General features: G+C 40.3%; 25 protein-coding genes. 18 read left to right on the top strand and 7 right to left on the bottom strand.

What is annotated here, in order from left to right:
• The first annotated feature begins 106 nt into the window (after positions 1–106).
• From gorA to HKX40_RS03210, 9 genes are all read left to right on the top strand, one after another.
• Positions 107–1,459: a glutathione-disulfide reductase gene (gorA, locus tag HKX40_RS03250; RefSeq protein ID WP_171588136.1), complete on the top strand. Its 1,353-nt coding sequence runs from the start codon at positions 107–109 to the stop codon at positions 1,457–1,459.
• Between the two features lie 3 nt (positions 1,460–1,462).
• The gene (locus HKX40_RS03245; protein WP_171588135.1) at positions 1,463–2,704 is read left to right on the top strand and encodes a mechanosensitive ion channel family protein; all 1,242 of its coding nucleotides are present in this window, start codon (positions 1,463–1,465) and stop codon (positions 2,702–2,704) included.
• A gap of 78 nt (positions 2,705–2,782) precedes the next feature.
• On the top strand, positions 2,783–3,787 hold the full coding sequence (locus HKX40_RS03240) for an asparaginase (RefSeq protein ID WP_171588134.1): 1,005 nt from the start codon (positions 2,783–2,785) through the stop codon (positions 3,785–3,787).
• 174 nt (positions 3,788–3,961) lie between these two features.
• Entirely contained in the window at positions 3,962–5,350 is a 1,389-nt protein-coding gene (locus HKX40_RS03235; RefSeq protein ID WP_171588319.1) for a GntP family permease, read from the top strand.
• Positions 5,351–5,414: 64 nt separating this feature from the next.
• Entirely contained in the window at positions 5,415–5,639 is a 225-nt protein-coding gene (locus HKX40_RS03230) for a hypothetical protein (RefSeq protein WP_171588133.1), read from the top strand.
• A gap of 159 nt (positions 5,640–5,798) precedes the next feature.
• Entirely contained in the window at positions 5,799–6,458 is a 660-nt protein-coding gene (queC, locus tag HKX40_RS03225) for a 7-cyano-7-deazaguanine synthase QueC (RefSeq protein WP_171588132.1), read from the top strand.
• On the top strand, positions 6,455–6,874 hold the full coding sequence (gene queD, locus HKX40_RS03220) for a 6-carboxytetrahydropterin synthase QueD (protein ID WP_171588131.1): 420 nt from the start codon (positions 6,455–6,457) through the stop codon (positions 6,872–6,874). Before queC ends, queD begins: the two co-directional genes overlap by 4 nt.
• A 6-nt stretch (positions 6,875–6,880) precedes the next feature.
• Positions 6,881–7,756, top strand: a complete 876-nt coding sequence (locus HKX40_RS03215) for a 7-carboxy-7-deazaguanine synthase QueE (protein WP_171588130.1) — start codon at positions 6,881–6,883, stop codon at positions 7,754–7,756.
• Positions 7,757–7,894: 138 nt separating this feature from the next.
• The gene (locus HKX40_RS03210) at positions 7,895–8,857 is read left to right on the top strand and encodes a Bug family tripartite tricarboxylate transporter substrate binding protein (RefSeq protein ID WP_171588129.1); all 963 of its coding nucleotides are present in this window, start codon (positions 7,895–7,897) and stop codon (positions 8,855–8,857) included.
• A 238-nt stretch (positions 8,858–9,095) separates the two neighbouring features.
• Here HKX40_RS03210 and glpK read toward each other — a convergent pair whose 3' ends face one another.
• Complete coding sequence (gene glpK, locus HKX40_RS03205) at positions 9,096–10,577, bottom strand: glycerol kinase GlpK (protein ID WP_171588128.1); 1,482 nt, start codon at positions 10,575–10,577, stop codon at positions 9,096–9,098.
• A gap of 280 nt (positions 10,578–10,857) precedes the next feature.
• Here glpK and HKX40_RS03200 point away from each other — a divergent pair, with 280 nt between their 5' ends.
• The 5 genes from HKX40_RS03200 (at position 10,858) to HKX40_RS03180 (ending at position 15,581) form a co-directional block, all read left to right on the top strand.
• A complete protein-coding gene (locus tag HKX40_RS03200; protein ID WP_171588127.1) occupies positions 10,858–11,853 on the top strand; it encodes a sulfate ABC transporter substrate-binding protein in 996 nt (331 codons plus the stop codon).
• A gap of 5 nt (positions 11,854–11,858) precedes the next feature.
• Positions 11,859–12,683: a sulfate ABC transporter permease subunit CysT gene (gene cysT, locus HKX40_RS03195; RefSeq protein ID WP_343042949.1), complete on the top strand. Its 825-nt coding sequence runs from the start codon at positions 11,859–11,861 to the stop codon at positions 12,681–12,683.
• A 90-nt stretch (positions 12,684–12,773) separates the two neighbouring features.
• Positions 12,774–13,727: a sulfate ABC transporter permease subunit CysW gene (gene cysW, locus HKX40_RS03190; protein ID WP_171588126.1), complete on the top strand. Its 954-nt coding sequence runs from the start codon at positions 12,774–12,776 to the stop codon at positions 13,725–13,727.
• 31 nt (positions 13,728–13,758) lie between these two features.
• Entirely contained in the window at positions 13,759–14,841 is a 1,083-nt protein-coding gene (locus tag HKX40_RS03185) for a sulfate/molybdate ABC transporter ATP-binding protein (protein ID WP_171588125.1), read from the top strand.
• Positions 14,842–14,975: 134 nt separating this feature from the next.
• A complete protein-coding gene (locus HKX40_RS03180) occupies positions 14,976–15,581 on the top strand; it encodes a nitroreductase family protein (protein ID WP_171588124.1) in 606 nt (201 codons plus the stop codon).
• A gap of 144 nt (positions 15,582–15,725) precedes the next feature.
• Here the strand turns inward: HKX40_RS03180 and HKX40_RS03175 are convergent, their stop codons facing one another.
• Together HKX40_RS03175 and HKX40_RS03170 are read right to left on the bottom strand one after the other, a co-directional pair.
• Positions 15,726–16,160, bottom strand: coding sequence for an outer membrane protein assembly factor BamE (locus tag HKX40_RS03175; RefSeq protein ID WP_171588123.1), 435 nt, complete (start codon positions 16,158–16,160; stop codon positions 15,726–15,728).
• Positions 16,161–16,263: 103 nt separating this feature from the next.
• Positions 16,264–17,436 carry a benzoate/H(+) symporter BenE family transporter gene (locus HKX40_RS03170; RefSeq protein WP_171588122.1) on the bottom strand — a complete coding sequence of 391 codons (1,173 nt, stop codon included), beginning with the start codon at positions 17,434–17,436 and terminating at the stop codon, positions 16,264–16,266.
• Positions 17,437–17,480: 44 nt separating this feature from the next.
• Here HKX40_RS03170 and HKX40_RS03165 point away from each other — a divergent pair, with 44 nt between their 5' ends.
• Together HKX40_RS03165 and HKX40_RS03160 are read left to right on the top strand one after the other, a co-directional pair.
• Complete coding sequence (locus HKX40_RS03165; protein WP_171588121.1) at positions 17,481–17,810, top strand: DMT family transporter; 330 nt, start codon at positions 17,481–17,483, stop codon at positions 17,808–17,810.
• A 30-nt stretch (positions 17,811–17,840) separates the two neighbouring features.
• A complete protein-coding gene (locus HKX40_RS03160) occupies positions 17,841–18,272 on the top strand; it encodes a DUF2147 domain-containing protein (RefSeq protein ID WP_171588120.1) in 432 nt (143 codons plus the stop codon).
• On the opposite strand, the gene arsC is transcribed toward HKX40_RS03160, so the two are convergent.
• Entirely contained in the window at positions 18,269–18,619 is a 351-nt protein-coding gene (gene arsC, locus HKX40_RS03155) for an arsenate reductase (glutaredoxin) (protein ID WP_171588119.1), read from the bottom strand. The two genes, HKX40_RS03160 and arsC, sit on opposite strands and share 4 nt — an antisense overlap.
• 141 nt (positions 18,620–18,760) lie before the next feature.
• Between arsC and HKX40_RS03150 the strand changes: the two genes are divergently transcribed.
• Positions 18,761–19,006: a hypothetical protein gene (locus HKX40_RS03150; protein ID WP_171588118.1), complete on the top strand. Its 246-nt coding sequence runs from the start codon at positions 18,761–18,763 to the stop codon at positions 19,004–19,006.
• Positions 19,007–19,120: 114 nt separating this feature from the next.
• Here HKX40_RS03150 and HKX40_RS03145 read toward each other — a convergent pair whose 3' ends face one another.
• The 3 genes from HKX40_RS03145 to HKX40_RS03135 all read right to left on the bottom strand — a co-directional run bounded on the left by HKX40_RS03145 (position 19,121) and on the right by HKX40_RS03135 (position 23,482).
• Positions 19,121–20,134, bottom strand: a complete 1,014-nt coding sequence (locus tag HKX40_RS03145; RefSeq protein WP_171588117.1) for a sulfate ABC transporter substrate-binding protein — start codon at positions 20,132–20,134, stop codon at positions 19,121–19,123.
• A gap of 387 nt (positions 20,135–20,521) precedes the next feature.
• A complete protein-coding gene (locus HKX40_RS03140; protein WP_171588116.1) occupies positions 20,522–21,145 on the bottom strand; it encodes an FMN-binding negative transcriptional regulator in 624 nt (207 codons plus the stop codon).
• 120 nt (positions 21,146–21,265) lie between these two features.
• Positions 21,266–23,482 carry an NADP-dependent isocitrate dehydrogenase gene (locus HKX40_RS03135; RefSeq protein ID WP_216605154.1) on the bottom strand — a complete coding sequence of 739 codons (2,217 nt, stop codon included), beginning with the start codon at positions 23,480–23,482 and terminating at the stop codon, positions 21,266–21,268.
• 333 nt (positions 23,483–23,815) lie between these two features.
• Here HKX40_RS03135 and HKX40_RS03130 point away from each other — a divergent pair, with 333 nt between their 5' ends.
• Positions 23,816–24,919: a glycerol dehydrogenase gene (locus HKX40_RS03130; protein WP_171588115.1), complete on the top strand. Its 1,104-nt coding sequence runs from the start codon at positions 23,816–23,818 to the stop codon at positions 24,917–24,919.
• Positions 24,920–24,948 lie beyond the last annotated feature (29 nt).

Here is a 24,948-nt window from a genome sequence, read left to right as displayed (position 1 = left end):
TGTTTCTCATAAAAATTATTAATCCTCTTTATCAAAAATATCCATCTGACAACAATTCTTATTCTAGGTACAATAAGGGTAATTTGATTGAAAGGTATTAAATACGATGAAATTTGATTTTGATTTACTTGTTATTGGTGCTGGTAGTGGAGGTGTTCGTGCTTCACGCATGGCAGCCGCTCAAGGTGTCAAAGTAGCTGTAGTAGAGGCAGCTCCTTTGGGAGGAACCTGCGTTAATTTAGGTTGTATTCCTAAGAAACTGTATAGTTATGCTTCTAGTTTTCCTGGTCATTTTAGTTCGGCTAAAGGGTATGGTTGGAGCAAGGTAGAGTCCCATTTAAACTGGAATATACTCAAACAAAATCGAGCCAAGGAAATTTCTCGTCTTAATGGGGTCTATGGCAATCTTCTTAAGAATTCTGGTGTTGAGCATATTGCAGGTTGGGGGGCTCTTGTCGACGCACATACTGTACAGGTTGGGGAGCGTACCTATACTGCACAATATATTCTTGTAGCAACAGGTGGCATACCTATGGTGCCAGAAGTGCCAGGACGAGAGTTGGCAATTACATCTAATGAAATTTTTGATTTACCTCAGTTTCCTAAACGTTTATTAATTGTAGGAGGGGGCTATATTGCCAGTGAATTTGCTTCCATCTTTAACGGATTGGGGGCTCACGTTATCCAGCTATACCGTTCAGAGAAAATTCTACGAGGTTTTGATGAGGATATCCGAGATTTTTTATCCCAAGAGATGGTAAAGCATGGTGTTGATTTGCGAGTCAATAGCGATGTAGCTAAGTTAGAAAAAACAGCTACGAGTATTCTAGTCACATTAAAAGATGGTACTACTGAAGAGGTCGATCAAGTACTTTACGCAACAGGGCGTATACCAAATACTGCAGGTCTTAACCTTGGCAAGGTGGGGGTACAAGTTGATGCTAGAGGACGTATTGTGGTTGATGAGCATTACACTTCTACAGTACCTTCTATTTTTGCATTGGGTGATGTAGTTGGACGCTTGGAATTAACTCCCGTAGCACTCGGTGAAGCAATGGTATTGGTGGATTATCTTTTCGGTGATAAAAAACGTCAGATGTCCTATGAGAACATTCCCACAGCTATTTTCACAACGCCAAATGCAGCCACTGTGGGTTTGACAGAGGAGCAAGCACGTCAACAATACAAAGATATTGTGATTTATCGTTCTGAATTCAAAGCTCTTAAACATACGCTTACAGGTAAAAATGAGCGTACTATGATGAAATTGGTAGTAGATAAGGCAAGTGATAAAGTACTTGGTGTGCATATGGTGGGAGATGATGCCGGTGAAATTATTCAAGGTTTTGCTGTTGCACTTAAAGCAGGAGCAACTAAAGCTGTATTTGACAGCACGATTGGCATTCATCCTACAGCGGCAGAGGAGTTTGTCACTATGCGTACACCAGTAGGAACATAAACCATGCAACAGCAGATAGAAAAATGGCTGATTGCTAACCACTGGGACTATTATCCTAGTTATGTGGCAATGGCAGTGGTAGTGTTAGCTTTTGTATTAACAGGATTGGTTAGCTACTATATTGCCTATTTGATTACTCGCCGAGGCTTGGAGCGTGCTTTTGCTAAGTCAGGCTTTTTATTTGTGCGACGTCTTAGTGAGACTCGACTTTTTAAGCATATTAACTATTTAATTGTCGCAGTGGTATTAAGTCGCACTGCTTTGCTATGGTTTGAGGCCTCTGAATTCCGCAATGCACTAGAGATTCTTCTACGTGTATGGATGTTGTTGGCTGTCTTGTTTATTGCTTTTGCTGCACTAGACACGTTAACACGTTGGACTTTTGAACGTGGATATGCGACAAATCTACCAATACGTGGTCTGGTACAAACCTTGAAGCTGATTCTTTCTATTGGTATTGGGATTGTTGTTATATCCTTGTTGATAGGTCAATCACCATTTATTTTGCTCTCTGGTCTTGGTGCTATGACGGCAGTGCTAATGCTGGTCTTTAAGGATCCTATTCTTGGTCTAGTAGCAGGGATTCAGTTATCTGCCAATAGTATGCTACGCATTGGTGATTGGTTAGAAATGAGTAAATACAATGTTGATGGAGAAGTCATTGACATTGGGCTAACAACAGTCAAGGTCCGTAACTGGGATAATACAGTGACAACTATCCCAACTTATTCACTGATTTCAGACTCTTTTAAAAACTGGCGAGCAATGTCTGAGTCAGGTGGGCGACGTATCAAGCGTTCTGTTGTTATTGATGTGACAACAGTACGTTTTATCTCTGAGGAAGATGTACAGCGTTTTACGCGTAGCCCCTTGTTGTCTGAGTATATCATTGCTAAGTCCCATGAATTAGAGCAGGCGAATAAAGATACTGATATGACAGTGGCTCTTAATGGTCGTCGAATGACTAATCTTGGTACTTTTAGGGCTTATCTTGAGCGTTATCTTAATAGTCATCCTAAGATTCGCAAAGATATGACCTTGATGGTAAGACAGTTGGCTCCAACAGATAATGGCATCCCTATTGAAGTGTATTGTTTTAGTAATGTGGTGCAGTGGGTGCAGTATGAAGCGATTCAGTCAGATATTTTTGACCATATTTTTGCCGTGGTAGGTGAATTTGATTTGCGTGTACATCAATCTCCTTCGGGGCATGATATGCAAGTGGCGTTTTCCTCTAAAGAATAGTCTGTGGATTGTTCCACTGACATTGCAACCTATTATTTCTATTGCATTGTGTGAATCACAAAAAATAAAGGAAAGTGTATGACTCAGGCAAAAACAATTATTGCTGTAGGTACATTAGGCGGTACCATTACAATGACGGCTCATGATGGTAATCAAGGGGTGAGCTCGACATTGGGGGCTGATGACTTAGTAAGTGCAATTCCCGAGCTTGCCGAGATGCCCGTAGAATTGAGGTTACAGACCTTATCTAATATGGCAAGTGGTTCTATCCAATTTACCCACTTATTCAAGGCTTTGGCATGGGCCAAACAACAAGTAGAAGAGGGGGCTAATGGTGTGGTGTTAGTACAAGGTACAGATACTTTAGAGGAAAGTGCTTTCTTTTTAGATTTGTATTGGCCGTATGCTGTACCACTTGTATTGACAGGAGCAATGCGTTCTCCCAATGAAGCTGGGGCAGATGGTCCTGCTAATTTGCTGGGGGCTATCCGTGTGGCAATGAGTCCTAAAGTGCGTAACTATGGTGTTACTGTCGTGATGAGTGATGAAATTCACCAAGCTCGTTTTGTTAAAAAATTGCATACAACTTCTGTGGGGGCTTTTGGCTCGCCTATTTATGGTGCATTGGGACATTTGCAAGAAGGTGAGGTTTTTATCTATCGTCAGGCAGATGAACGCATGATTTTCCCGATTCCTGAAACTCATCAAGAGAAAGTTTTACTTCTAGAGGCTGTGCTTGATGAAGCCGAGGACATCTATAAAATACTACCTACACTAGACTATCAAGGATTAGTTATTGCAGGAGTAGGAAGTGGCCATGTTTCAGAGAAGGTCAGAGATGCATTAATTCCTACTCTACAGAAAATGCCAGTGTTAATGGCTTCACGTACAGGATCTGGTTATACGACCAAGACGGTGTACGGTTATAAAGGCGGGGAAATTGATTTACAAAAACTAGGTGTAGTCATGGTAGGTAGTCTAGACCCTCGTAAAGCCCGCTTATTGTTGAGTGCCATTTTATGGTCATCTAATAAACAAAGACCCTACATTAATCAGGCTTTGACCAAGTATCTTCAAGGGTAATCATAACAAGCGTCATTAGGGTTAAGGGTAAACACTAGTGAGGGATAGCCCTAAATGGCGTATTGTTTGTGTCCGCATATAATTACCCCGCTTAACTTTAAATAATTATTAATTGGTATCTGTCACATGTTAAGCTGTGCAGATGCTTTTTGGTGGGGTATTATTACTATGACATTGAGTACTATTGCTATTGTACTTTCCCTATTGATGCTGATGTATTTTGCTTATCGCGGTATTTCAGTATTAATTCTCGCTCCTATTATGGCGGCGTTGGCTGTGATTCTATCAGGAGACTTCTCGCTGATGGCACCTATTTATACAGAGACCTTTATGGGTGCCTTGGGTAACTATTTGCTCAAATTCTTCCCTGTGTTTTTACTAGGAGCTTTATTTGGTCAGCTGATTGCAGATTCTGGAGCTGCTTCTAGTATTGCACATTGGTTTATGCGTATTCTTGGCCCTAAGCATGCCATCCTGACTGTGGTATTGGCTTGCGGTGCATTAACTTATGGTGGTGTATCGCTATTTGTGGTGGCATTTGCTATCTACCCGATTGCCAAGGTGATGTTTTACAAAGCAGGAATTCCTAAACGTATTATTCCAGGGGCTATTGCGTTAGGTGCATTTACCTTTACTATGACCGCTTTGCCTGGTACGCCTGCCATCCAAAATGCTATTCCTATCCCTTACTACCAAACCAATGTGTTTGCTGCTCCTGGTTTAGGTATTATCGGCGCTTTAGTGATGTTTGTATTTGGTTGGTTGTGGCTGGCTTCTCGTGCTAATAAAGCGGTTGCTAATGGCGAGGGGTATGGTAATCATAACGATGGTGTGGAGTTTGAAAATGTAGAAGAACACAATGCCATGCCTGTTTTGTTAGCATTTTCTCCATTGATTCTTGTGATTGCACTCAATGCATTATTGACCTATATTGTTTTCCCTAATGCAGATTTGTCCGCTGTGACTGCTAAGTTCCCTAGTTTAGTACCTGCTAAAAATATTGGGTTATGGTCGATTATTATTTCCTTAATTGTGTCTTGCTTGTGGTTAATTGTTATTGCATGGAAGCGTTGGCAGGATTTAGCTGGCACAATCAATAAGGGGTCATTAGGTTCTATGTTGCCTGCATTTAATACTGCCTCTGAGGTAGGTTATGGTGCGGTTATTGCCAGTCTTGCTGGTTTTGCTCTTATTAAAGAGTTTGTATTGGGAGTTGCACCTGGTAATCCATTAATCTCTGAAGCGGTAGCAATGTCTGCGTTGGCAGGTATTACTGGGTCTTCATCGGGTGGTCTTAGTATTGCTTTACAGACATTGGGTGCTGACTATTTGCGCTTGGCAGTAGAGCATGGCATTAACCCAGAATTATTGCATAGGGTTGCTGTAATTGCAGCAGGTGGTTTTGATACACTACCTCATTGTGGGGCTATCATTACCTTATTATCTATTTGTGGATTGAATCATCGTCAGTCTTATGCAAATATTGCGATGGTAACCATCACGGGTCCTGTATTGGCAGTGGCTACTGTCATTATTTTGGGTACCTTATTCGGTTCTTTCTAATCCGTAGAATAGGTTACAATGACAAAGGGATGCTATGGCATCCCTTTTTAGTTAGGAGAGTTTTATGTGGTTATATATTGGCATAGGGGTAGGGGTATTATTGGCAACGGTAGTTTTTCATATCGTGATATGGAACGTGTTTTTTAAGCCTCGTTTACAAAAACAAGCACAGTTATTAGAGCAACAAGCATTAGCTCAGCAAGGGCAACAGTTAGCTCAGCAAGGGCAACGTTTGACACAATTAGCATCAGAACAACAAATATCAGACGAAAAAAATGAGGGGGAGTAATCCTTGCGTAGGGTAGCCAATCGCTAAATGAGTTTTTATAAAAATCTTTTAGGATTAAATATTTATTTAATAAAATCGTTATAATTTTCCCTTTGCGTGGTTCGAAATCCTCCCATGCGGTTATTGTTATAACCAAACCAAAACTAAGGAAACCTTTACATGACAACTTCAGAAAAAGCATTGGTCATCTTTTCTGGTGGCCAAGATTCAACGACATGCCTGCTTCAGGCAATTGCAACTTATGGACATGAAAATGTCCAAACTATCAGTTTTGCTTACGGACAGCGCCATGCTATCGAATTAGAGCGTGCACGGTGGATTGCTCAGGATTTAGGTGTTAAGCAAACTGTTCTTGATTTATCTCTTATCCAAGGTATTACACATAATGCTCTGATGGATAATACGGCGAAGATTGAAACAGCAGATAATGGTTTACCTAATACGTTTGTCGATGGACGTAATGCCTTGTTCTTGCTGTATGCAGCGATTTATGCCAAATCACAGGGAATTAAACATATTATCGTTGGTGTTTGTGAAACTGACTTTAGTGGTTATCCAGATTGCCGTGACGTGTTTGTGAAATCAATGAACGTTACGCTAAATCTAGCGATGGATTATGCTTTTCAGATTCATACCCCCTTGATGTATTTGTCTAAAGCCCAGACCTGGGAGCTGGCAGATAAACTGGGTTATCTAGAATATGTGCGTGAACATACACACACCTGTTATCTTGGTGTTGTAGGTGGTTGTGGTGAATGCCCTAGTTGTGTATTACGCAACCGAGGTTTAGAACAATATCTAGCGAGTAAGTCTAAATGAAAGTCGTCAAAATCTTTACTTTTGATAGTTCACACCTTTTAGACGGGCATGATGGTAAATGCAAGAATCTTCATGGTCATACCTATAAATTAGAAGTGGAAATCAGTGGTGATTTAATTGCTGATGGACCTAAAGAAGGTATGGTTCTTGATTTTGGTGATGTAAAAAACGTTGTTAAGCAATATGTTTTAGACCGTATGGATCATGCATTTTTGTATAACCGTTTGAGTGAGCGAGAAAAAACTATTGCCTCCTTATTAGAGGGGTGGGGATTGAAAACTTATGCTCTTGAGCAAAGAACCACCGCAGAAGTGATGAGTTATCATATTTTCCAGATTTTGCAGCAACAAGGATTGCCAGTAACACGCGTAAGACTGTGGGAAACACCAACTTCTTATAGTGAATACGAGGTGTAGTGACTCATGAGTAATCACAAGATAATTAGTCTAAGGCAAGAAGCAGAGGTATCTAATCAAAGCGGTACCTCTCTTGTAGGGGAGCTGAATCCCTCCTTTAGAATAGTGGAAATTTTTGAAAGTCTGCAGGGAGAAGGCTATAACACTGGTATGCCTGCAATTTTTATTCGTTTGGGTCGTTGTAGTTTGGCCTGTAGTTGGTGTGATACAGATTACCTCACTTATTCAGTGATGACACTGCAACAAATACTTGATGCGATAAGTGGTTATACAGCCCGTAATATTATTATTACAGGAGGGGAACCGAGCATTCACCCTCACCTTGATGTCTTACTAACCGTTCTTAAGCAACAAGGGTATTTCCTCTGTATTGAAAGTAATGCGTTGCATGAGATTTCCCCATTGATTGATTATATTGCGGTTAGTCCCAAGTATTGTTATTCATCACGTTATACTCAGCATATCATTGCAAAAGCAGATGAAGTGAGAATTGTAGTGGATCCTATGAAGACGGGATTACCACCAGTAACATCGGCTACATCTTCGTTATCAAAGATAGAGAAAGATGCCGGTGAGATGCAGGAGAAATTGTCCTTAGCAGAGCAGATGACCAGTGCTAACAATGAGGCCTTGCAAGGGTTAGCATCTCAGATGGTGAATGCTGATATAGAACAAGAGTTTATTAACTGGTGCTTGTGGGTGACACAACACTTAAAAGCCAAGCATTATTTTCTTTCTCCTTTAGAAGTGAATGGTGAAATGAATATTTTACAAACAATTGCTTTGGTGGGACATCTCAACAAACAGCATTATGCAAACCCAGAAAAATACCCTCATTGGCAATTGAGTATACAAACACATAAATTTGCACATATCCAATAATTTGTCTTGTCAAGGGAAGCAATCGCTGTATGTAAGCAACAATCTAGGGATAACCATAGATAAGCTTATACATGAAATATGGTATTGTTGACCTTTTGATATGATTGTCGATTTGATATATTACTGAAAGAGTTTTCTATGTTTAAGCAGTTTTTGAAAGTATCTGTCTGTGCTTTAAGTATGGTGGTGGCATCACAAACCTTTGCCGCTTTCCCTGAGAAGCCTATTCGTATGATTGTACCAAGCTCACCAGGCTCTGCCTTTGATAGTTTAGCGCGAGTGTTAGAGCCTGAGCTTAGTAAATATTTTAAGCAACCTGTGGTAGTACATAATTTAGCTGGGGCATCCAATATGACAGGGACACGTGAGGTTGTAAAATCTGCTCCAGACGGATATACCGTGGGATTGATTTCCTCTACGCATGCGATTAATCCCTATATGCATGCAAAAATGCCTTATGATGCTATCAAAGACATCACACCTATTACCAATTTGGTGGTGACTCCTCTTATTGTTACTGTCCCTGCAAACTCCCCTTACAAAACTTTGGCAGACCTAGTGGCAGATGCCAAGGCACACCCGGATACCATCAACTATGGTTCTGCTGGTGTAGGTAACTCCTTACACTTAGCGACTGTTTTATTAGAAAATGCTGCTGGCATTAAGATGATGCATGCCCCTTATAAGGGAGGCAATCTGATTGTTAATGATTTGATTGCAGGACATTTGCAAATGGCTACGATGGCTATTCCTAGTGTATTAGAGCAAATTAAAGCAGGTAATTTACGTGCATTGGCAACCACTACGAGTAAGCGTCTAAAAGCACTTCCTGATGTCCCTAGTGTGGCGGAAAGCTATTCAGGCTTTGATTATGCCACTTGGTTGGCATTAATTGGTCCAGCAGGCATAAGTGATGAAGTGCGTGATCAATGGAATCAAGCCATTCAGGAGGCAATGAGTAAACCTGAAGTTCAAGAAAAGTTAGCTGCATTAGGTCTAGTAATAAATACCTCAACCCCTGATGAGTTAGCTAAACATATCCAAAAAGATTTGGATGAAAACAAAAAATTGTTTGAGCAAATTAATGCTGGTAGTAAGTAATTTGCCGAGAAAACCCAATCTCTAGTCATAGAGAGTAGGAGGATGGCGGCGTTTGCCATACCCTATCTATAAAAGTTTTCGACTGTATAAAACCTTCCAAGAATGATTGTTTCTTGGAAGGTTTTTTTGATGGATCAAGTTATATAACTAGTTGTCCTACTTGATGATTTTTGCGAATAATGGTGTTGAGAGTGTCTCACTGGGTTTTGATTAGAAAGAAAAAACAAGCGATACATGGTTAATGTGCTAATACTTTAGCAACTGCGGTTTTCCACGCTTCCAATCGAGTACGCCGTTCGTCTTCGTTCATTTGTGGCTCAAAGCAACGGTCTAATTGCCACATTTGCGTGAAATCGGTTTCATTAAAGAAACCACAACTAATTCCTGCAAGTTTGACTGCTCCTAGAGCGGTTGTCTCGGTTTGTGTAGGGCGTAGTACAGGGACTCCTAGAATGTCAGCCTGAAACTGCATAAGCAGATTGTTGGCACTTGCTCCACCATCTACACGTAATTCTGTCAATGGAGTAGGAGCATCTTGCTGCATAGCATGGAGGACATCTGCTACCTGGAATGCAATCGCCTCTAAGGCGGCACGGGCAATATGTGCCTTGTGAGTACCTCGGCTAAGACCAGAGATAGAAGCGAGGGCATTGGGTTCCCAATAAGGGGCTCCCAATCCTGTAAATGCAGGTACAAGTACCACACCATCACTATCTTTGACTTGAGAGGCAAGCTGCTCAACTTCGTGACTTTGTTTAATAAAACCAAGATTGTCACGTAACCATTGCACAATAGCACCAGCCATAAAGACACTACCTTCTAATGCAAATTGAGTAGCTTGTTGGCCTTTGCGTTGCCATGCTACTGTACTAAGCAGTTTATGTGAGCTTTTAATAATATGCTCACCTGTATTAAGTAACATAAAGCAACCTGTTCCATAGGTATTTTTTGCCATACCCGCTTGATGACAATCATGACCAAATAAGGCTGCTTGCTGATCACCAATTGCCGAAAAAATAGGTATCTCTGCACCGAGAAGGCTTATCTTTGTGCTGGCAATTTCTTGTCCTGATGCAACGATTTTGGGTAATAAGGACTCGGGGATTTTAAAAAGTGTTAGTAATGGTCGAGACCATTGTTGAGTGTGAATGTCCATCAACATGGTACGAGAGGCATTAGAGACATCTGTTGCATGAAAACCACCACTTAAATTCCAAATTAACCAGCTATCTACCGTACCAAAGGCAAGCTCTCCTGCATCTGCCATTGCTCTTGCACCAGGAACTGAATCTAATATCCAGGCGATTTTAGAAGCACTAAAATAAGGGTCGATAATTAATCCTGTGATATTGCGAATGTGAGTTTCATGACCTTTATCTTTAAGTTGCTGACAATAAGTAGCTGTTCTTCTGTCTTGCCATACGATAGCAGGAGCGATAGGAAGTCCAGTCTTTTTGTTCCATACTACAGTGGTTTCTCGTTGGTTAGCAATGCCAATAGCACGAATTTCGTGAGCTTGGATATTGGCTTTTTGAAGGACTTGTTGGATGGTTTGTAGCTGTGATGACCATATTTCCAATGCATCTTGTTCAACCCAAGCAGCATGTGGAGTACTGATGTTGATAGGAAGTTGTGCGCTGGCAACGACATGACCTTGTTGATTGAAAATGATGCTGCGGCTAGAGGTGGTACCTTGGTCTAATGCTAATAAATATGACATGACATTCATCTGAAATAATAATGTCGTTAGATTAGCATGTTTTCTCTCTCTAGCGTGTATGGATGGGACTATTTAATAAGAAGAGGTAGGTATTGCAGGGACTAAAAAATTTTAAAAATCTCAAAGTTTGGGTAAAAGATTTATTTATATAATTATTAAAGAATATAAATATGCTCTTATATAAAAATAAGATATAAGAATAGAAGAAATGATTTGCTTGAGTCTGATATAAATTCGGTATAGTAGAGACCTTGAAGAACATATTTATAGGTAGTTAACCATGAAATTACTCCATAAAATTCTAGTCACTACACTTGGCCTGAGTATGGCAGGTGCTGTGGTAGCACAAGATTTTCTTAATGTCTCTTATGATGTAATGAGAGATTTCTACAAAGAATATAATCCTTTATTTTTAAAAGAATATTCTGCTAAACATAATGGGGCAGCGTTGAAGATTCAGCAATCTCATGGTGGTTCTAGTAAACAAGCTTTAAGTGTAGCTAATGGTTTACAAGCTGATGTGGTGACGATGAACCAAAGTTCAGATGTGGAGTTGCTTGAGCATAAAGGTTTAATTAAAGCAGGTTGGGATAAAGAGTTCCCAGACCATGCTGTACCATTTACAAGTACGACAGTATTTCTTGTGCGTAAAGGTAATCCTAAACATATCAAAGATTGGGATGATTTGACTAAAGAAGGGGTACAAGTTGTTATTGCCAATCCTAAAACTACGGGTAATGGTCGTTATACTTTCTTAGCTGCTTATGGAGCTGCTTTAAAAGAAGATGGCGGTGATGAAAGCAAAGCAAAAGCACTAGTCAAAGCATTATTTAAAAATGTGCCAGTCCTTGAAAATGGAGGACGTGCAGCAACCACTACTTTTGTTAAGCGTGGTATCGGTGATGCATTAGTCACTTTTGAGAATGAGGCCAACATGGCTGCACGCGAGTTTGGTGCTGGTGAGTTTGAGATTGTTTATCCTAAGTACTCCATTAAAGCAGAAAATCCTGTTGCTATTGTTGATAGTGTCGTAGAGAAAAAAGGCTCAGAGGCGACAGCAAAAGAATACCTTTCTTATCTTTGGAGTGATAAAGCACAAGAGTTAGCAGCTAGCCTTTATTTACGTCCTAGCAATCCAACTATTTTGGAAAAATATAAAGACCGCTTCCCCCATGTAGAGACTTTCCGTGCCAATGATGTGTTTGGTGCATGGCCAGAAATTATGAAGAAATTCTTTGCGGATGGCGGTATTTTTGATCAAATCCAACAATCTTAAGTATCGTGTTATTAAAAGCTCGTACGATATTGCCGGGGTTCGGTCTTAGCTTCGGCATTAGTCTGTTTAGTTTGTCGCTATTGGTATTGGTACCATTCGCTATGCTGGTGTATAGCACAGCAGGGATGGGGGTGCAGGCTTTCTTTGATACCATTAATCAACCGCAGGTTGTTGCAGCGATTTTACTGACATTGAAGATGTCTTTTCTAGCAGTGCTGACCAATCTTATTTTTGGTACGATGATTGCATGGGTATTGGTGCGCTATCAATTCTGGGGGCGTGGTTTAATTAATGCCGTGGTAGATTTGCCATTTGCTTTACCTACAGCTGTAACAGGGATTGCCCTTGCCACGTTATATGCTCCAAATGGTTGGTTAGGGCGTTGGTTCCCTTTCAAAATTGCCTTTACCTCTATAGGAATTTGGATTGCTTTGGTTGTGGTCAGTTTGCCTTTTATTGTGCGAGCAGTACAACCCGTTTTAGATGATTTATCCACTGAACTCGAAGAGGCGGCAGCTACTTTAGGTGCTAGACAATGGCAAATCTTTTATCGTGTGATCTTGCCAGAATTATTACCTGCTTTACTAATGGGGGCAGGGATGGCATTTGCCCGAGCTACAGGTGAATATGGTTCTGTTATCTTTATTGCAGGCAATATTCCCAATGTTTCTGAAATTCTCCCTGTCATTATTACGGCGAAGTTGGAGATGTTTGATGTCGCAGGTGCTTCAGCAGTGGCTTTATTTATGCTGCTAATTTCTTTTGTGATTTTGTTTGTATTCAACTTAGCACAATGGTTTTTTAGCAAGCGTTTAGGGGCCAAAGTATAGGTGATTCGCTGTGAGCTATCGAGGCTAATTTTTTTAGGAATATTGATGCTTATCGTGCAGATAAGGCAGGGTTAAGCAGAGGAAATAGAAATGAGAGTGTTACAAGCTAAACCTAGTCATCTTACCGAACCGAAGTGGGTGCAGTATAGTCTGATTACAGCGGTAGTGCTATTTTTATTATTGGTGCTAATTATTCCATTAATTTCTATTTTCTCTGAGGCACTTTCTAGAGGTTGGGATTTATATGTAGAGGCATTATCAGATCCTGATGCTGTGGCTGCTATTAAGTTAACTCTATTAACAGTAGCTATTGTCGTACCGCTAAATGCAGTGATTGGTATTGCTATGGCGTGGCTATTAACGCGTTATGATTTCCGTGGTAAACAGTTATTTACTACACTGCTTGATTTACCTTTTGCTGTGTCACCAGTTGTTGCTGGTCTGATGTTTGTTTTATTATTTGGTGCACATAGTGTATTTGGTAGTTGGTTAGAATCACATGGGGTACAGATTATTTTTGCTGTTCCAGGTATTGTGTTGGCAACACTTTTTGTCACTTTCCCTTTTATCGCCCGTGAAATTATGCCGTTAATGCAAAGTCAGGGTGACCAAGAGGAGCAGGCCGCACTGATTCTAGGTGCTTCTGGCTGGAAAATGTTTTGGAAAATCACATTGCCTAATATTAAGTGGGCATTGTTATATGGAATTATGTTGACCAATGCACGTGCTATGGGTGAGTTTGGTGCTGTGAGTGTTGTCTCTGGTCATATTCGTGGATTAACAAATACGATCCCATTACAAGTTGAGATTTTGTACAACGAATATAATTTTGTCGGAGCTTTTGCTATGGCGAGTTTGCTAGCAGTACTTGCACTCATCACACTAGTATTGCAGCATGTGTTTAGTTACTTGCAGCATCGTAAATATGATTTGGGTCTAGCAAGGGAAGAGGAGAGTATAGAGTCGGTTGTTCCTTTTGAAAAATATCACAATGAATCTACTGTGCAGTCTTTTCATGTCGGCATGAGAGAAGTGCGTGCATAGTAAAAAGACTAAGAATAGTGAGTAGAACATTATGAGTATTCAAGTTAAAAACATAGAAAAACACTTTGGATCATTCCATGCACTTAAGCATATTAATTTGGATGTTGCAACAGGGCATTTAGTGTCTTTATTAGGTCCTTCTGGCTGTGGAAAAACGACGCTACTGCGCATTATTGCAGGTCTAGAAACAGCGGATAGTGGTCAAATTTTATTAAATGGAGTAGATGTTACACATACCAAAGTGCAGGATCGCCATATCGGGTTTATGTTCCAGAGCTATGCCTTGTTTAGGCATATGAGTGTCTTTGATAACATCGCTTTTGGGTTAACCACTTTGCCACGTGAACAACGACCTACTAAAGCAGAAATACATGACAAGGTGATGCACTTATTAAAATTAATCCAATTGCCACACTTAGCAAAGGCATTACCACATCAATTATCTGGAGGCCAAAGACAGCGTGTTGCATTAGCACGTTCGCTTGCAGTTGAGCCTAAGATTTTATTGCTGGATGAACCGTTTGGTGCACTAGATGCTAAGGTGCGTAAAGAGTTAAGGCAATGGTTGCGAGATATTCATCATGAGTTACACATTACAAGCTTATTGGTGACTCACGATCAAGAAGAGGCTTTGGAAATTTCAGATGAAATTGTGGTGATGAATCATGGTCATGTAGAGCAGGTAGGAGATGCCTCTACCCTTTATCACACCCCACAAACTCCTTTTGTGACAGAGTTTATTGGTGAGGTGAGCATCTTTGATGGCAGTTGGGATAATAATGCTTGGCACTATGCAAATTTTGCCTTTCCTACCTCTCAACTTACTTCTACTACCACGAACTCTATTGCAGATTTTCGAGCATTTCAACCAATCCGTGCCTATGTGCGACCTCATCAATGGCAGCTATCAACACAGCCAGAAGGAGCAATGCTTAAAGGTGTTTTGAAACATCGTCATGAGGTGGGTGCTTTTTGGCGTTTGACAGTATTAGTTGAGAAAGAAGGACGTTTTGTTGAGGTTTTATTGCCTCCAACACAGGCACAAGCTTATCAGGTGGGAAATCAGGTCTATCTGAGTCCTGTTGCTATGCAGTTATTTCCGATGGCATCATAGATATATCGTTTACTCATGGTTGATGATTCGTTGCCTATTTAGTGCTTGTTCAACTGATAGTTTTGGTTGACAATAACACCATCGTTAGATTGATTATCTCATCAATGTGTTAAGGATTAATAAAGGAATTCGCTATGAGTCAAACATTTTTTGAATTGCAACAAAAACGTCGTTCTATTTACGCTATTGGTAAAAATGTGAATTTGTCCAAGGCTGATATTGTTGCTTTGGTAAAGAAAACTGTGCGTGAGGCACCATCTTCTTTTAATTCACAATCTTCTCGTGTTGTTGTGCTTTTTGGTGAGGCTCATGACAAATTATGGTCTACTACTTTAGACACCTTGCGTAAGATTGTTCCTGCCGATACTTTTGCAGCTACAGAACAAAAGATTAATGGTTGTTTTAAAGCTGGTTTCGGTACTGTACTATTTTTTGAGGATCAAGATGTTGTAAAGGGTCTACAAGCCAAATTCCCAGCTTATGCAGATAATTTCCCTATCTGGTCTGAACAAGCAAGCGGTATTGCACAATATGCTGTTTGGGTAGCTTTAGCAGAGCAAGGTGTTGGTGCCACATTACAACACTATAACCCCCTTATTGATGAAGCTGTAGCAAAAGAATGGGGTATCCCCACTTCTTGGAAACTACGTGCACAAATGCCTTTTGGTAGCATTGAAGCTCCTGCTGCAGAGAAAACCTATATGGATGATGAAGTGCGTTTTAAAGTATTCGGTGCTTAATTCTTTGCGACGGTAGTATTCGTCAAACAACTTATCCCCTTGACCACTCAATAGTATCAATGCTATTGGGTGGTTTTTTCAAGTCATAAAAAAAGCAACTATCGCTAAAGTGCAAATAGTTGCTCTTCTCACTATAAAGGTAAATTAGTTTTTATTATTGCTAGGAGCTGCTAAATCTGCACGCAAGCTACAATCAGCAGGTTTCCATAGCTGTTGACTTACAAGCATATCTTTGTTGAATAGAAGCTTGTACTGACATACCTTATGTTCACCATTTTCTTGGTAGTTTAAAACATAATCCCATTCGCGGACATCAAAGAAACCTTCGGCAAAGTGAGGGCGTCCCAGTATACTGTAAACCTGGTCTTTGGTCATGCCTACCGTAATAAGTGCGACATCTTCTTTTTGAACCCATGAACCAGGATATTTGCCTTTAGCACTAAATTGAGCATCAGATGGGTTAGGGAAAACAGGATTGTCTGTCGTACCATCAGCACTGATTTTGCTTAGGTTTCCACAAGCAGCAAGGGATAGAGCCGTTGTACTTAATAACAGTAGCTTCACTAAGTTCTTAGTCATTTCAATAAATTCCAAGAAAAATTAAATAAAAATTAAAGACAATGGCTATTATAATTGCAATATCATAGAAATGTTAGACAAGTCCCAACGAGAATTTTCATTATCAGCGTTTTTGTCTCTGCACATATAGGTTTAGGTGGTACACCATAATTCCAAAGATAAGTCCCCAGAAGGCACTGCCAATCCCTAATAGAGTCATACCTGATGCACTAGTAAGTAGCGTAATCAGAGAGGCTTCCCTGGTAGGTTCATCATTCCAGGCTTGCAATAAATTGCTTAATAATGTGCCAAAAATAGCAATACCAGCAAGAGCTGTTAGTAGCTCTTTAGGCAGTGCATCAAAAACAGAGACAATTGTCCCTCCTAAAACAGCAGCAAGAAAGTAAAGTACAGCAAGCCAAATATTGGCAATATAGCGCTTTTTGGGATCTGGATCTACATCATCTCCCATTGTAATTGCAGCACTTATGGCAGCAAGGTTTACCATGAATGCACCAAAAGGAGCCATCAAGACTGTTGCTAGAGCTGAAGAACTCACCAAAGGTTTTTCAGGGATGTTGTCGTAACGGTACATCTTTAGAATGGTCATGGCAGGAACATTTTGAGTCACTAATGAGGTGATAAACAAAGGAATACCTACACTGATGATTACTTGTAGATTAAAGCTGGGATTTAGCCAAACAAGTTGAGGATTGTTCCAACGGATATGGTCTAGGTTGAGTAAGTCAAGGAAATAGGCACAACCAAAGCCAATAAGCAACATAAACATTAGACTATAACGAGGAAAACGTATTTTGCTGAGAAGATAGGTTAATAACATCATCCCCACTAATAGTGGTTGTGTTTCCACAGAAACAAATACCCGTGAGCCAAAATTAATTAAAATACCTGCTAACATGGCACAAGCAAGGGTTTTGGGTATAAGAGAGACTAAACGATTAAAAAGCCCCGTAAGAGAAAAAAACAACATTAGGGCTCCAGCAAACAGGAATGCTCCAGTAGCCTCTGATAAGGGAATTCCTGTCATCCCTACCATTAAAGCAGCTCCAGGGGTACACCAAGCGACCATGATAGGGGTTTTATATTTTAAGGAAAGCCCGAGAGTGAGTAACCCACAGGCGATGCCCAATGAAGTAAACCATGAGTTAATTTGTATTGGGGTACTACCAAAAGATAGGGCAGCTTGATAAATAATAACGGCAGAGGACCCATAAGAGACCAATAATGCAGCCACTGCGGCAGCAAAATGGCTTGCAGAAAGGATAGGTTTTGTCATAATGGTATACTTTTAGGTAAAAATACTCTTTTAGTAGGTAACACATGAACTGGTTGTATCTTGCAATCGCAATCTTAGCCGAAGTAGTGGCATCATCATCTTTACTGGCTTCTCATGGATTTACTCGATTAATCCCCAGTCTTGTCACAGTGATAGGTTATATTATCAGTTTCTACATGTTATCTCTAGCCTTAAGACAAATTCCATTAGGGATTGCTTATGCTATTTGGTCTGGGGTAGGGATAGTCCTGCTAGCCGTGATAGGTTATTTCCTGTATAAACAAACACTGGATTTTGCTGCTATTCTTGGATTAGGCTTTATTATTACAGGGGTAGTGATTATTAATTTATTTTCCCAAACAGTTGGTCATTAGGGCTGACTATGTGGTTCTTAGGAGACAACAATGAAGAAATTATTAGCAGGCATGGTATTAATGAGCTCACCTTTATGGGTCATGGCACAAACCAACACCCCTATTGGAACTTGGCAATCTGTCGATGAAGATGGTGCTAAAAAGGCTGTTGTTAAAATTACACAAGATTCCAATGGTGACTTGCGTGGCACAATTATTAAGCTGAATCAAAAACCAGGAGCACTTTGCGAAAAGTGTGAGGGTGATAAAAAGGGAAAACCTATTGAGGGGATGTCAATTATTTGGTCTCTCAAAAAAGTGGGAGACAATGCTTGGGGAGAAGGGGCAATCATGGACCCCTCCAATGGTAAAACTTATAAGCTGAAGGCAGAGATGGCAGAAGGAGGCCAAAAGTTGAAACTTCGAGGATTTATCGGAGTTTCTCTATTTGGCCGTACACAGACCTGGAATCGTATTGATTAGAGAATCTCTTTGACGGTTTCTATAGGGCGACAAAGACGAGCACCCTTATCGGTGACGACTACAGGGCGGTTCATGAGGACAGGGTGCTCTACCATAGCATCAATCAGTTGTTCTTCAGTGACTCCTTCCGCATTGAGGTTTAGCGTCTTAAAAAGCTCTTCCTTGGCACGGATAAGCTCTCTTGCTGTTAATCCTGATTTTTTGAGAATATCTTTAAGACCATTCTTATCAAGAGGGTGTTTGAGATATTCTACAACAGTAGGTTCTATACCCGACTCACGTATGAGAGCTAATGTGTTGCGAGAAGTGCTACAACGAGGATTATGATAAATAGTGACCTGTTTCATGATGAGGAGTTTTCCTTTACGTGTTTATTCAGTACAATAACCTTATTGTACGCTATCAGATGCAATATGATAAAGGTCTTGTTGTAAAGACATGGTCATATTTTTAGGATAGCTGGTCACTAGATAAAAGGGATGTTTGAAATGCGAGTATTGAGTCAATATGGGAAATGGTTAGGATTGTTATTAGTATCTATCTTATCCGCTTGCTCTGCCGGCCCTGTAGACCACACCAAAACAGCAGAGTGCTCTCAACTTACAGGGCGTATTATTCAACCTCCTGCTGCCCAGCAAGCTCCAGGAAGCAATAATTTTCTCAATCAATACCAGCAACTTAACCGTCAAGAGGCAGCAAGAGCTCATGCTAGAAAGGTAAAGTGTATTGAATAACTAGATTTTGAATTAGGTTACGCTTATACCTATAAAAAATAATCCGGTGTATAACCATAAAATATAGATGGAGTGATGGGGATGTGAGGTTTAATGACATCCCCAGGAAGGTGCTTACTTTTTCTGTTGAATGTAGATTTTGTCAAACACGCCGCCATCAGCAAAGAACCTTTTCTGTGCGTACTGCCATCCTCCAAATTCATCACGAATATTGACTAGATGAAGAGACGGGAATTGCTGAGCGAATTCAGTTTGTACCTTTGGGTCTATAGGGCGATAAAAATTCTTGGCAATAAGACGTTGTGCTTCTGTTGTATAAAGTCGTTTTAAATATTCTGTTGCCACAGCACGAGTGCCTTTCTTATCGACAACATCATCGACTATAGCGACAGGAGGTTCGCATAAGATAGATAATGTTGGTGTAATGATGTCGAACTGGTCAGGAGCCTCTTGTAAGGCAAGATAGGCTTCATTTTCCCAAGCGAGTAAGACATCCCCTTGTTGTCTTTTGGTAAAAGTGATGGTCGCACCTCTGGCGCCTGTATCCATAATAGGAACATGTTGATAGAGTTTTTGTACAAAATCTTGTGCTGTTGAGTCACTACCATTGGCTTGATGCTTTGCCCATGCCCATGCAGCAAGAAAATTCCAGCGAGCACCTCCAGAGGTTTTAGGGTTAGGAGTAATGACAGAAATGTTATCACGAATTAAGTCTCCCCAATCCTTGATGTTTTTAGGATTGCCTTTGCGCACGAGAAATACGATAGTTGAAGTATAGGGAGTACTATGTTCTGGTAGTGCCTCTTGCCAGTCTTTGCGAATAAGATGAACGGTGTTATTTAAGGCATCAATATCGGCAGCCAGGGCTAGTGTGACCACATCGGCTTTGAGGCCATTTTGAACAGAGAGAGATTGTTTACCACTACCACCATTGGATTGTTGGATAGTAATATCTTGTCCTGTTTTTTGTTTCCAATATTGTTTAAAGTCGTTGTTATAGGCTTTATAGAGTTCGCGAGTCGGATCATAAGAAACATTTAATAGTGTGAGTGAGGTGTCACTGGCCAAGCTAGGTTGAATAAGAGGGAAAAATAATAATGTAGAAATTAGGATAAGTGACTTTTTCATTATGGGCTCCAAAGTGGGGAAGTGACTGGTTCTATCAGTCATTCTTGATAGCAAAAATAAAAGACTTAGGAGCTAATATATCAGCCTAACTTATTGATTGAAAATATGATTTTTTTATTAAATTATTCTAAGGGAAGTTCTTTTTATATTTCTGGTTGTTTTAATGAGTGATTCTAATATAATTAAAAATATTAAGATGATTTGATGGATAGATTTAAGGCATGCCGGGTAATCTATCTCATACGAAATAAGTTTTATTTGGTGGTAAGGGCGTAGATTACTGTTGAGGTCACTGTAAAATCAGGAGGGTAGTAAAACACTGATGTTGCTAGTTATAAGAGCAGGGTGATTCTGTTGAGTTGTCGACATCACTGCTGTACTGTTTAACTAGGACCTTTTTAAACGTTGCATGCTATCTGCTAAGTCATTCTCTCCCCGTTGTTGAAGCTCATGGATGACTGACAAGAAATCTTGTTGACTGCGATTTTGGCTAAGTTTAGATTTGGCTAGGCATTTACTTATATGGATTTCAAAAGCAATAATATGGTTAAGTTGCTCCATTAAATAGTCCTTAGGAGCATCTGACATTTTCCACTCTTTGTTTCCATTGGCTTTTTGCTCACTTTGTTTGGTGAGCAGACCCAGTGCTAATAACTTTGCTTTGGTATCTGTGATGTATTGAATATTGCCGTAAAGGTGTACTACTTGGTAATTCCAAGTAGGTACTTTTTTGTGATCAATGAATTTACTTGGATAATAATTAGCTGAAATATAGCCTTGAGGACCAGTGAAAATACAGAGAACTTCTTGTCCTGTAGGAATGTTTGTTTGAAATGAATTCTTCTGTGCCATGTGTCCAACAAGCGTACAATCGTCTTTGAACACTAAAGGAATATGTGTGGCAGTAATGCCTTCTGGAGTAGATGCAACAATACAGGCAAGGGGAAATTCTGTGATGATGCGTTTGATTTCTGCAGGACGGGTTTCTTTGAAGTCATCAGGAATGTCCATGAAATACCTCCAAATTAAGGAAAGAGCAGATGCAGTGGTGCAAATCAATAAGATGTTAAAAAAGCCAGTGAGAAGATGGAATTGTCACTGGCTTTTTATCACGTACTAATCAGCAGCTTATTAGATACTATCTACAATAGCATTTAATGTTGCTGATGGACGCATTGCAGCAGATGTTGCCACAAAATCAGGTTGGTAGTAACCTTTGATATCTTGTGGCTTACCTTGAGAACCAATTAACTCTTCGTTAATCTTAGCTTCATTAGTTTTCATAGCTTCTGCCACAGGTTTAAACTGAGCAGCTAAATCAGCATCTTTACTTTGGTTAGCCAATGCTTCTGCCCAATACATAGCAAGGTAGAAGTGAGAACCACGGTTGTCAATAGTACCTAATTTACGACCAGGAGATTTGTCATTGTCAAGGAATTTTGCATTTGCTTCATCTAAGGCATCAGCTAGCACTTGCGCTTTTGCATTGTTTTGTGATTGAGCGACATGTTCTAGTGATGCTTGTAATGCCAAGAACTCTCCTAGAGAGTCCCAGCGTAAATAGCCTTCAGTGATAAATTGCTCAATGTGTTTAGGAGCAGAACCACCAGCACCAGTCTCAAATAAACCACCACCATTCATAAGAGGTACGATAGAGAGCATCTTAGCTGATGTACCTAACTCAAGAATAGGGAATAGGTCAGTTAAGTAATCACGCAATACATTACCTGTTGCAGAGATAGTATCTTCTCCTTTACGGATACGAGCTATTGAGAATTTGCATGCTTCAATAGGAGAAAGAATGCGAATATCGAGACCAGAGGTATCAAACTCGGGTAAGTAAGCGTTGACTTTCTTGATAATTTCACGGTCGTGGGCACGGTTTTCATCTAACCAGAATACCACAGGTGTATTGGATAAACGTGCACGACTAACAGCTAATTTCACCCAATCCTTGATAGGAGCATCTTTGGTTTGGCACATACGGAAGATGTCACCAGCCTGAACAGGTTGCTCCATGTACACATTTCCACTCGCGTCCACAGCACGGATAACGCCGTCAGCTTCAGCTTGGAATGTCTTATCATGAGAACCATATTCTTCAGCTTTTTGTGCCATGAGACCTACATTGGGCACAGAACCCATGGTACGAGGATCATAAGCTCCATTGGCTTTACAATCCTCAATAACTGCCTCATATACACCAGCATAGCAACGGTCAGGGATAATAGCAAAAGTATCTTGTTGTTTACCTTCTGCATTCCACATTTGTCCGGACGTACGAATCATCGCAGGCATAGAGGCATCTACGATAACATCAGAAGGGACATGTAAGTTGGTAATACCTTTATCAGAGTTGACCATAGCAATGGCAGGGCCAGCCGCAATAGCTGCATCAATCGCTGCCTTTACTTCAGCTTCTTGAGGGTGACCAGCAATCTTCGCATAAAGCTCACCTAAGCCATTGTTAGGATTGATACCTAGTTCTGCAAATAAAGTGGCGTACTTATTGAAAACATCTTCAAAGTATACAGATACCACTGCACCAAAGATAATAGGGTCAGAAACCTTCATCATGGTGGCTTTTAAGTGGGCTGAGAAAAGTACTCCAGCTGCTTTGGCTTCTTCTTTGGTTTTTTTCACAAAAGCCTTGAGTGCAGATAAGCTCATGACAGAAGAGTCTAATACCTCACCTGCTTTGAGTGGAGCCAATCCTTTTAACTCTTTTACAGAGCCATCTTTAGCAACAAATTCAATTTTAAACTGAGACTCATTAGGAACAGTCACTGATTTTTCTGTACCATAGAAGTCACCAGACTCCATGTGGGCTACTTTAGTTTTTGAGTCTTTAGACCATACACCCATAGAGTGAGGGTTTTTCTTGGCATAGTTTTTTACAGCTTTAGGAGCACGGCGGTCAGAGTTACCTTCACGTAGTACAGGATTCACCGCTGAGCCAAGTACTTTAGCATAAGCAGCTTTGATGGCTTTTTCTTCATCAGTTTTAGGATCTGCTGGGTAGTTAGGTACTGCAAAACCATGTTTCTGCAATTCCGCAATCGCTGCGTTTAATTGAGGAATAGACGCAGAGATATTAGGTAGTTTGATGATATTGGCTTCTGGCTGCTTAGCAAGTTCACCTAATTCAGCTAATGCGTCTGCTGTTTTTTGGTCATCTTTAAGGTAGTTAGACATATTAGCAAGGATACGACCAGCTAAGGAAATGTCTTTAGTTTCTACTGCAATATCAGCAGCAGAGGTAAATGCCTTAACAATAGGCAAAAACGAATAAGTCGCCAACATTGGCGCTTCGTCAGTGAGAGTATAGGTAATTTTAGCTGTAGACATAATCGAACCAATATAAAAAGTGGTAAAACTCTTATTTTACAGGAAAAATTACAACTCATATATAAGAGTTGCTCATTAAGGAAAAATAGCTAGGTGTACACCATGACTGTTTTATTATTTGTAGAACTGCTGAAAAGCTTTTTAAGAGCTACCTTGCTATATCTGGGATTACTGTGTTGCCTACTAAAAGACCGATTATTGAATGCATAAGGGGTAGTGTCTTTTCTTGCAAAATGACGCTTTTCTATCTTGTCATGGGTTTGTCGTGATAATAGGCGTATAATAAGGGTATTCCCTAATAAAGGGTAGTTCATTTATTGCAAGGAGATAGCAATGTCTGTAGTTAAGTCGATTACTTCCCCTATGAAATTTTTAATTCAAGCGGGTTTACTCAGTGATTTAGGTAAATATGTTAAACAATATGGTGATTACGCACTTGTGATTAGTGACCCTTTTATTGCTCCTTGTGTAGAAAAAGAAGCAGCGGCGAGCTTTGCCGACAATGGTGTTAAGCCTGTTTTTACGACATTTGGTGGTGAGTGTTCCGATGATGAAATCAATCTCCACAAGGCAGAGTTTGATAAAAATGGTTGTAAGTTTGTTATAGGTATTGGTGGGGGTAAAACATTGGATACCGCTAAAGCCACTGCCTACTATAAAGATGTTCCAGTGGTGATTGTGCCTACATTAGCTTCTACTGATGCTCCATGTACTGCATTGGCTGTTATTTATAACAGTGATGGGTCTTTTAATCGTTATCTATTCTTGCCTAATAACCCCAACGCAGTATTGGCAGATACAAAATTATTGGCATCTGAGCCTGCACGTTTCTTTGCTGCTGGGGTAGGTGATGGCTTGGCGACTTATTTTGAAGCACGCACTTGCTATGCAACTAGTGGTATTAACTTGGTGTTGATGCAACCTAGTTTATCAGGTCTGGGTATTGCTAAGATGTGTTATGAAACTATCCGCGATTATGCAGCACAAGCAATGCATGCGGTAGCAACAAAGTCTGTAACGCCTGCTCTAGAACGTACTATTGAAGCGACTATCTACATGAGTGGTGTGGGTGCAGAATCAGGTGGGCTAGCGGCTGCTCATGCCATTCATAATGGTATGACTGCTGTTCATGATTTACATGGTGCTATGCATGGTGAGAAAGTAGCTTTTGGTCTGGTTACTCAGCTTGTGATGGAAGGTGCTTCTACAGAAGAGTTAGAGGAAGTGATTGGTATTATAAAAGCAGTTGGTTTGCCATTGACACTTGCTGATTTGGGGTTAAAAGAGTTCAAAGAAGAAGAGTGGCGTAAAGTGGCTGAGTTGTCTTGTGCTGAAGGCGAGACCATTCACAATGAACCATTCAAAGTTACACCTGATATGGTGTATGACGCCATTGTGGCAGCAGATAAGTTGTTGCAACAGTATAAAGATGCATGACGTTAATTGTTGTTAGCTTATTAACACTA

It is taken from the genome of Pelistega europaea (assembly GCF_013133775.1).
GTDB classification, from domain to species: domain Bacteria; phylum Pseudomonadota; class Gammaproteobacteria; order Burkholderiales; family Burkholderiaceae_B; genus Taylorella; species Taylorella europaea.
This window is presented reverse-complemented; position numbering and strand designations above follow the sequence as displayed.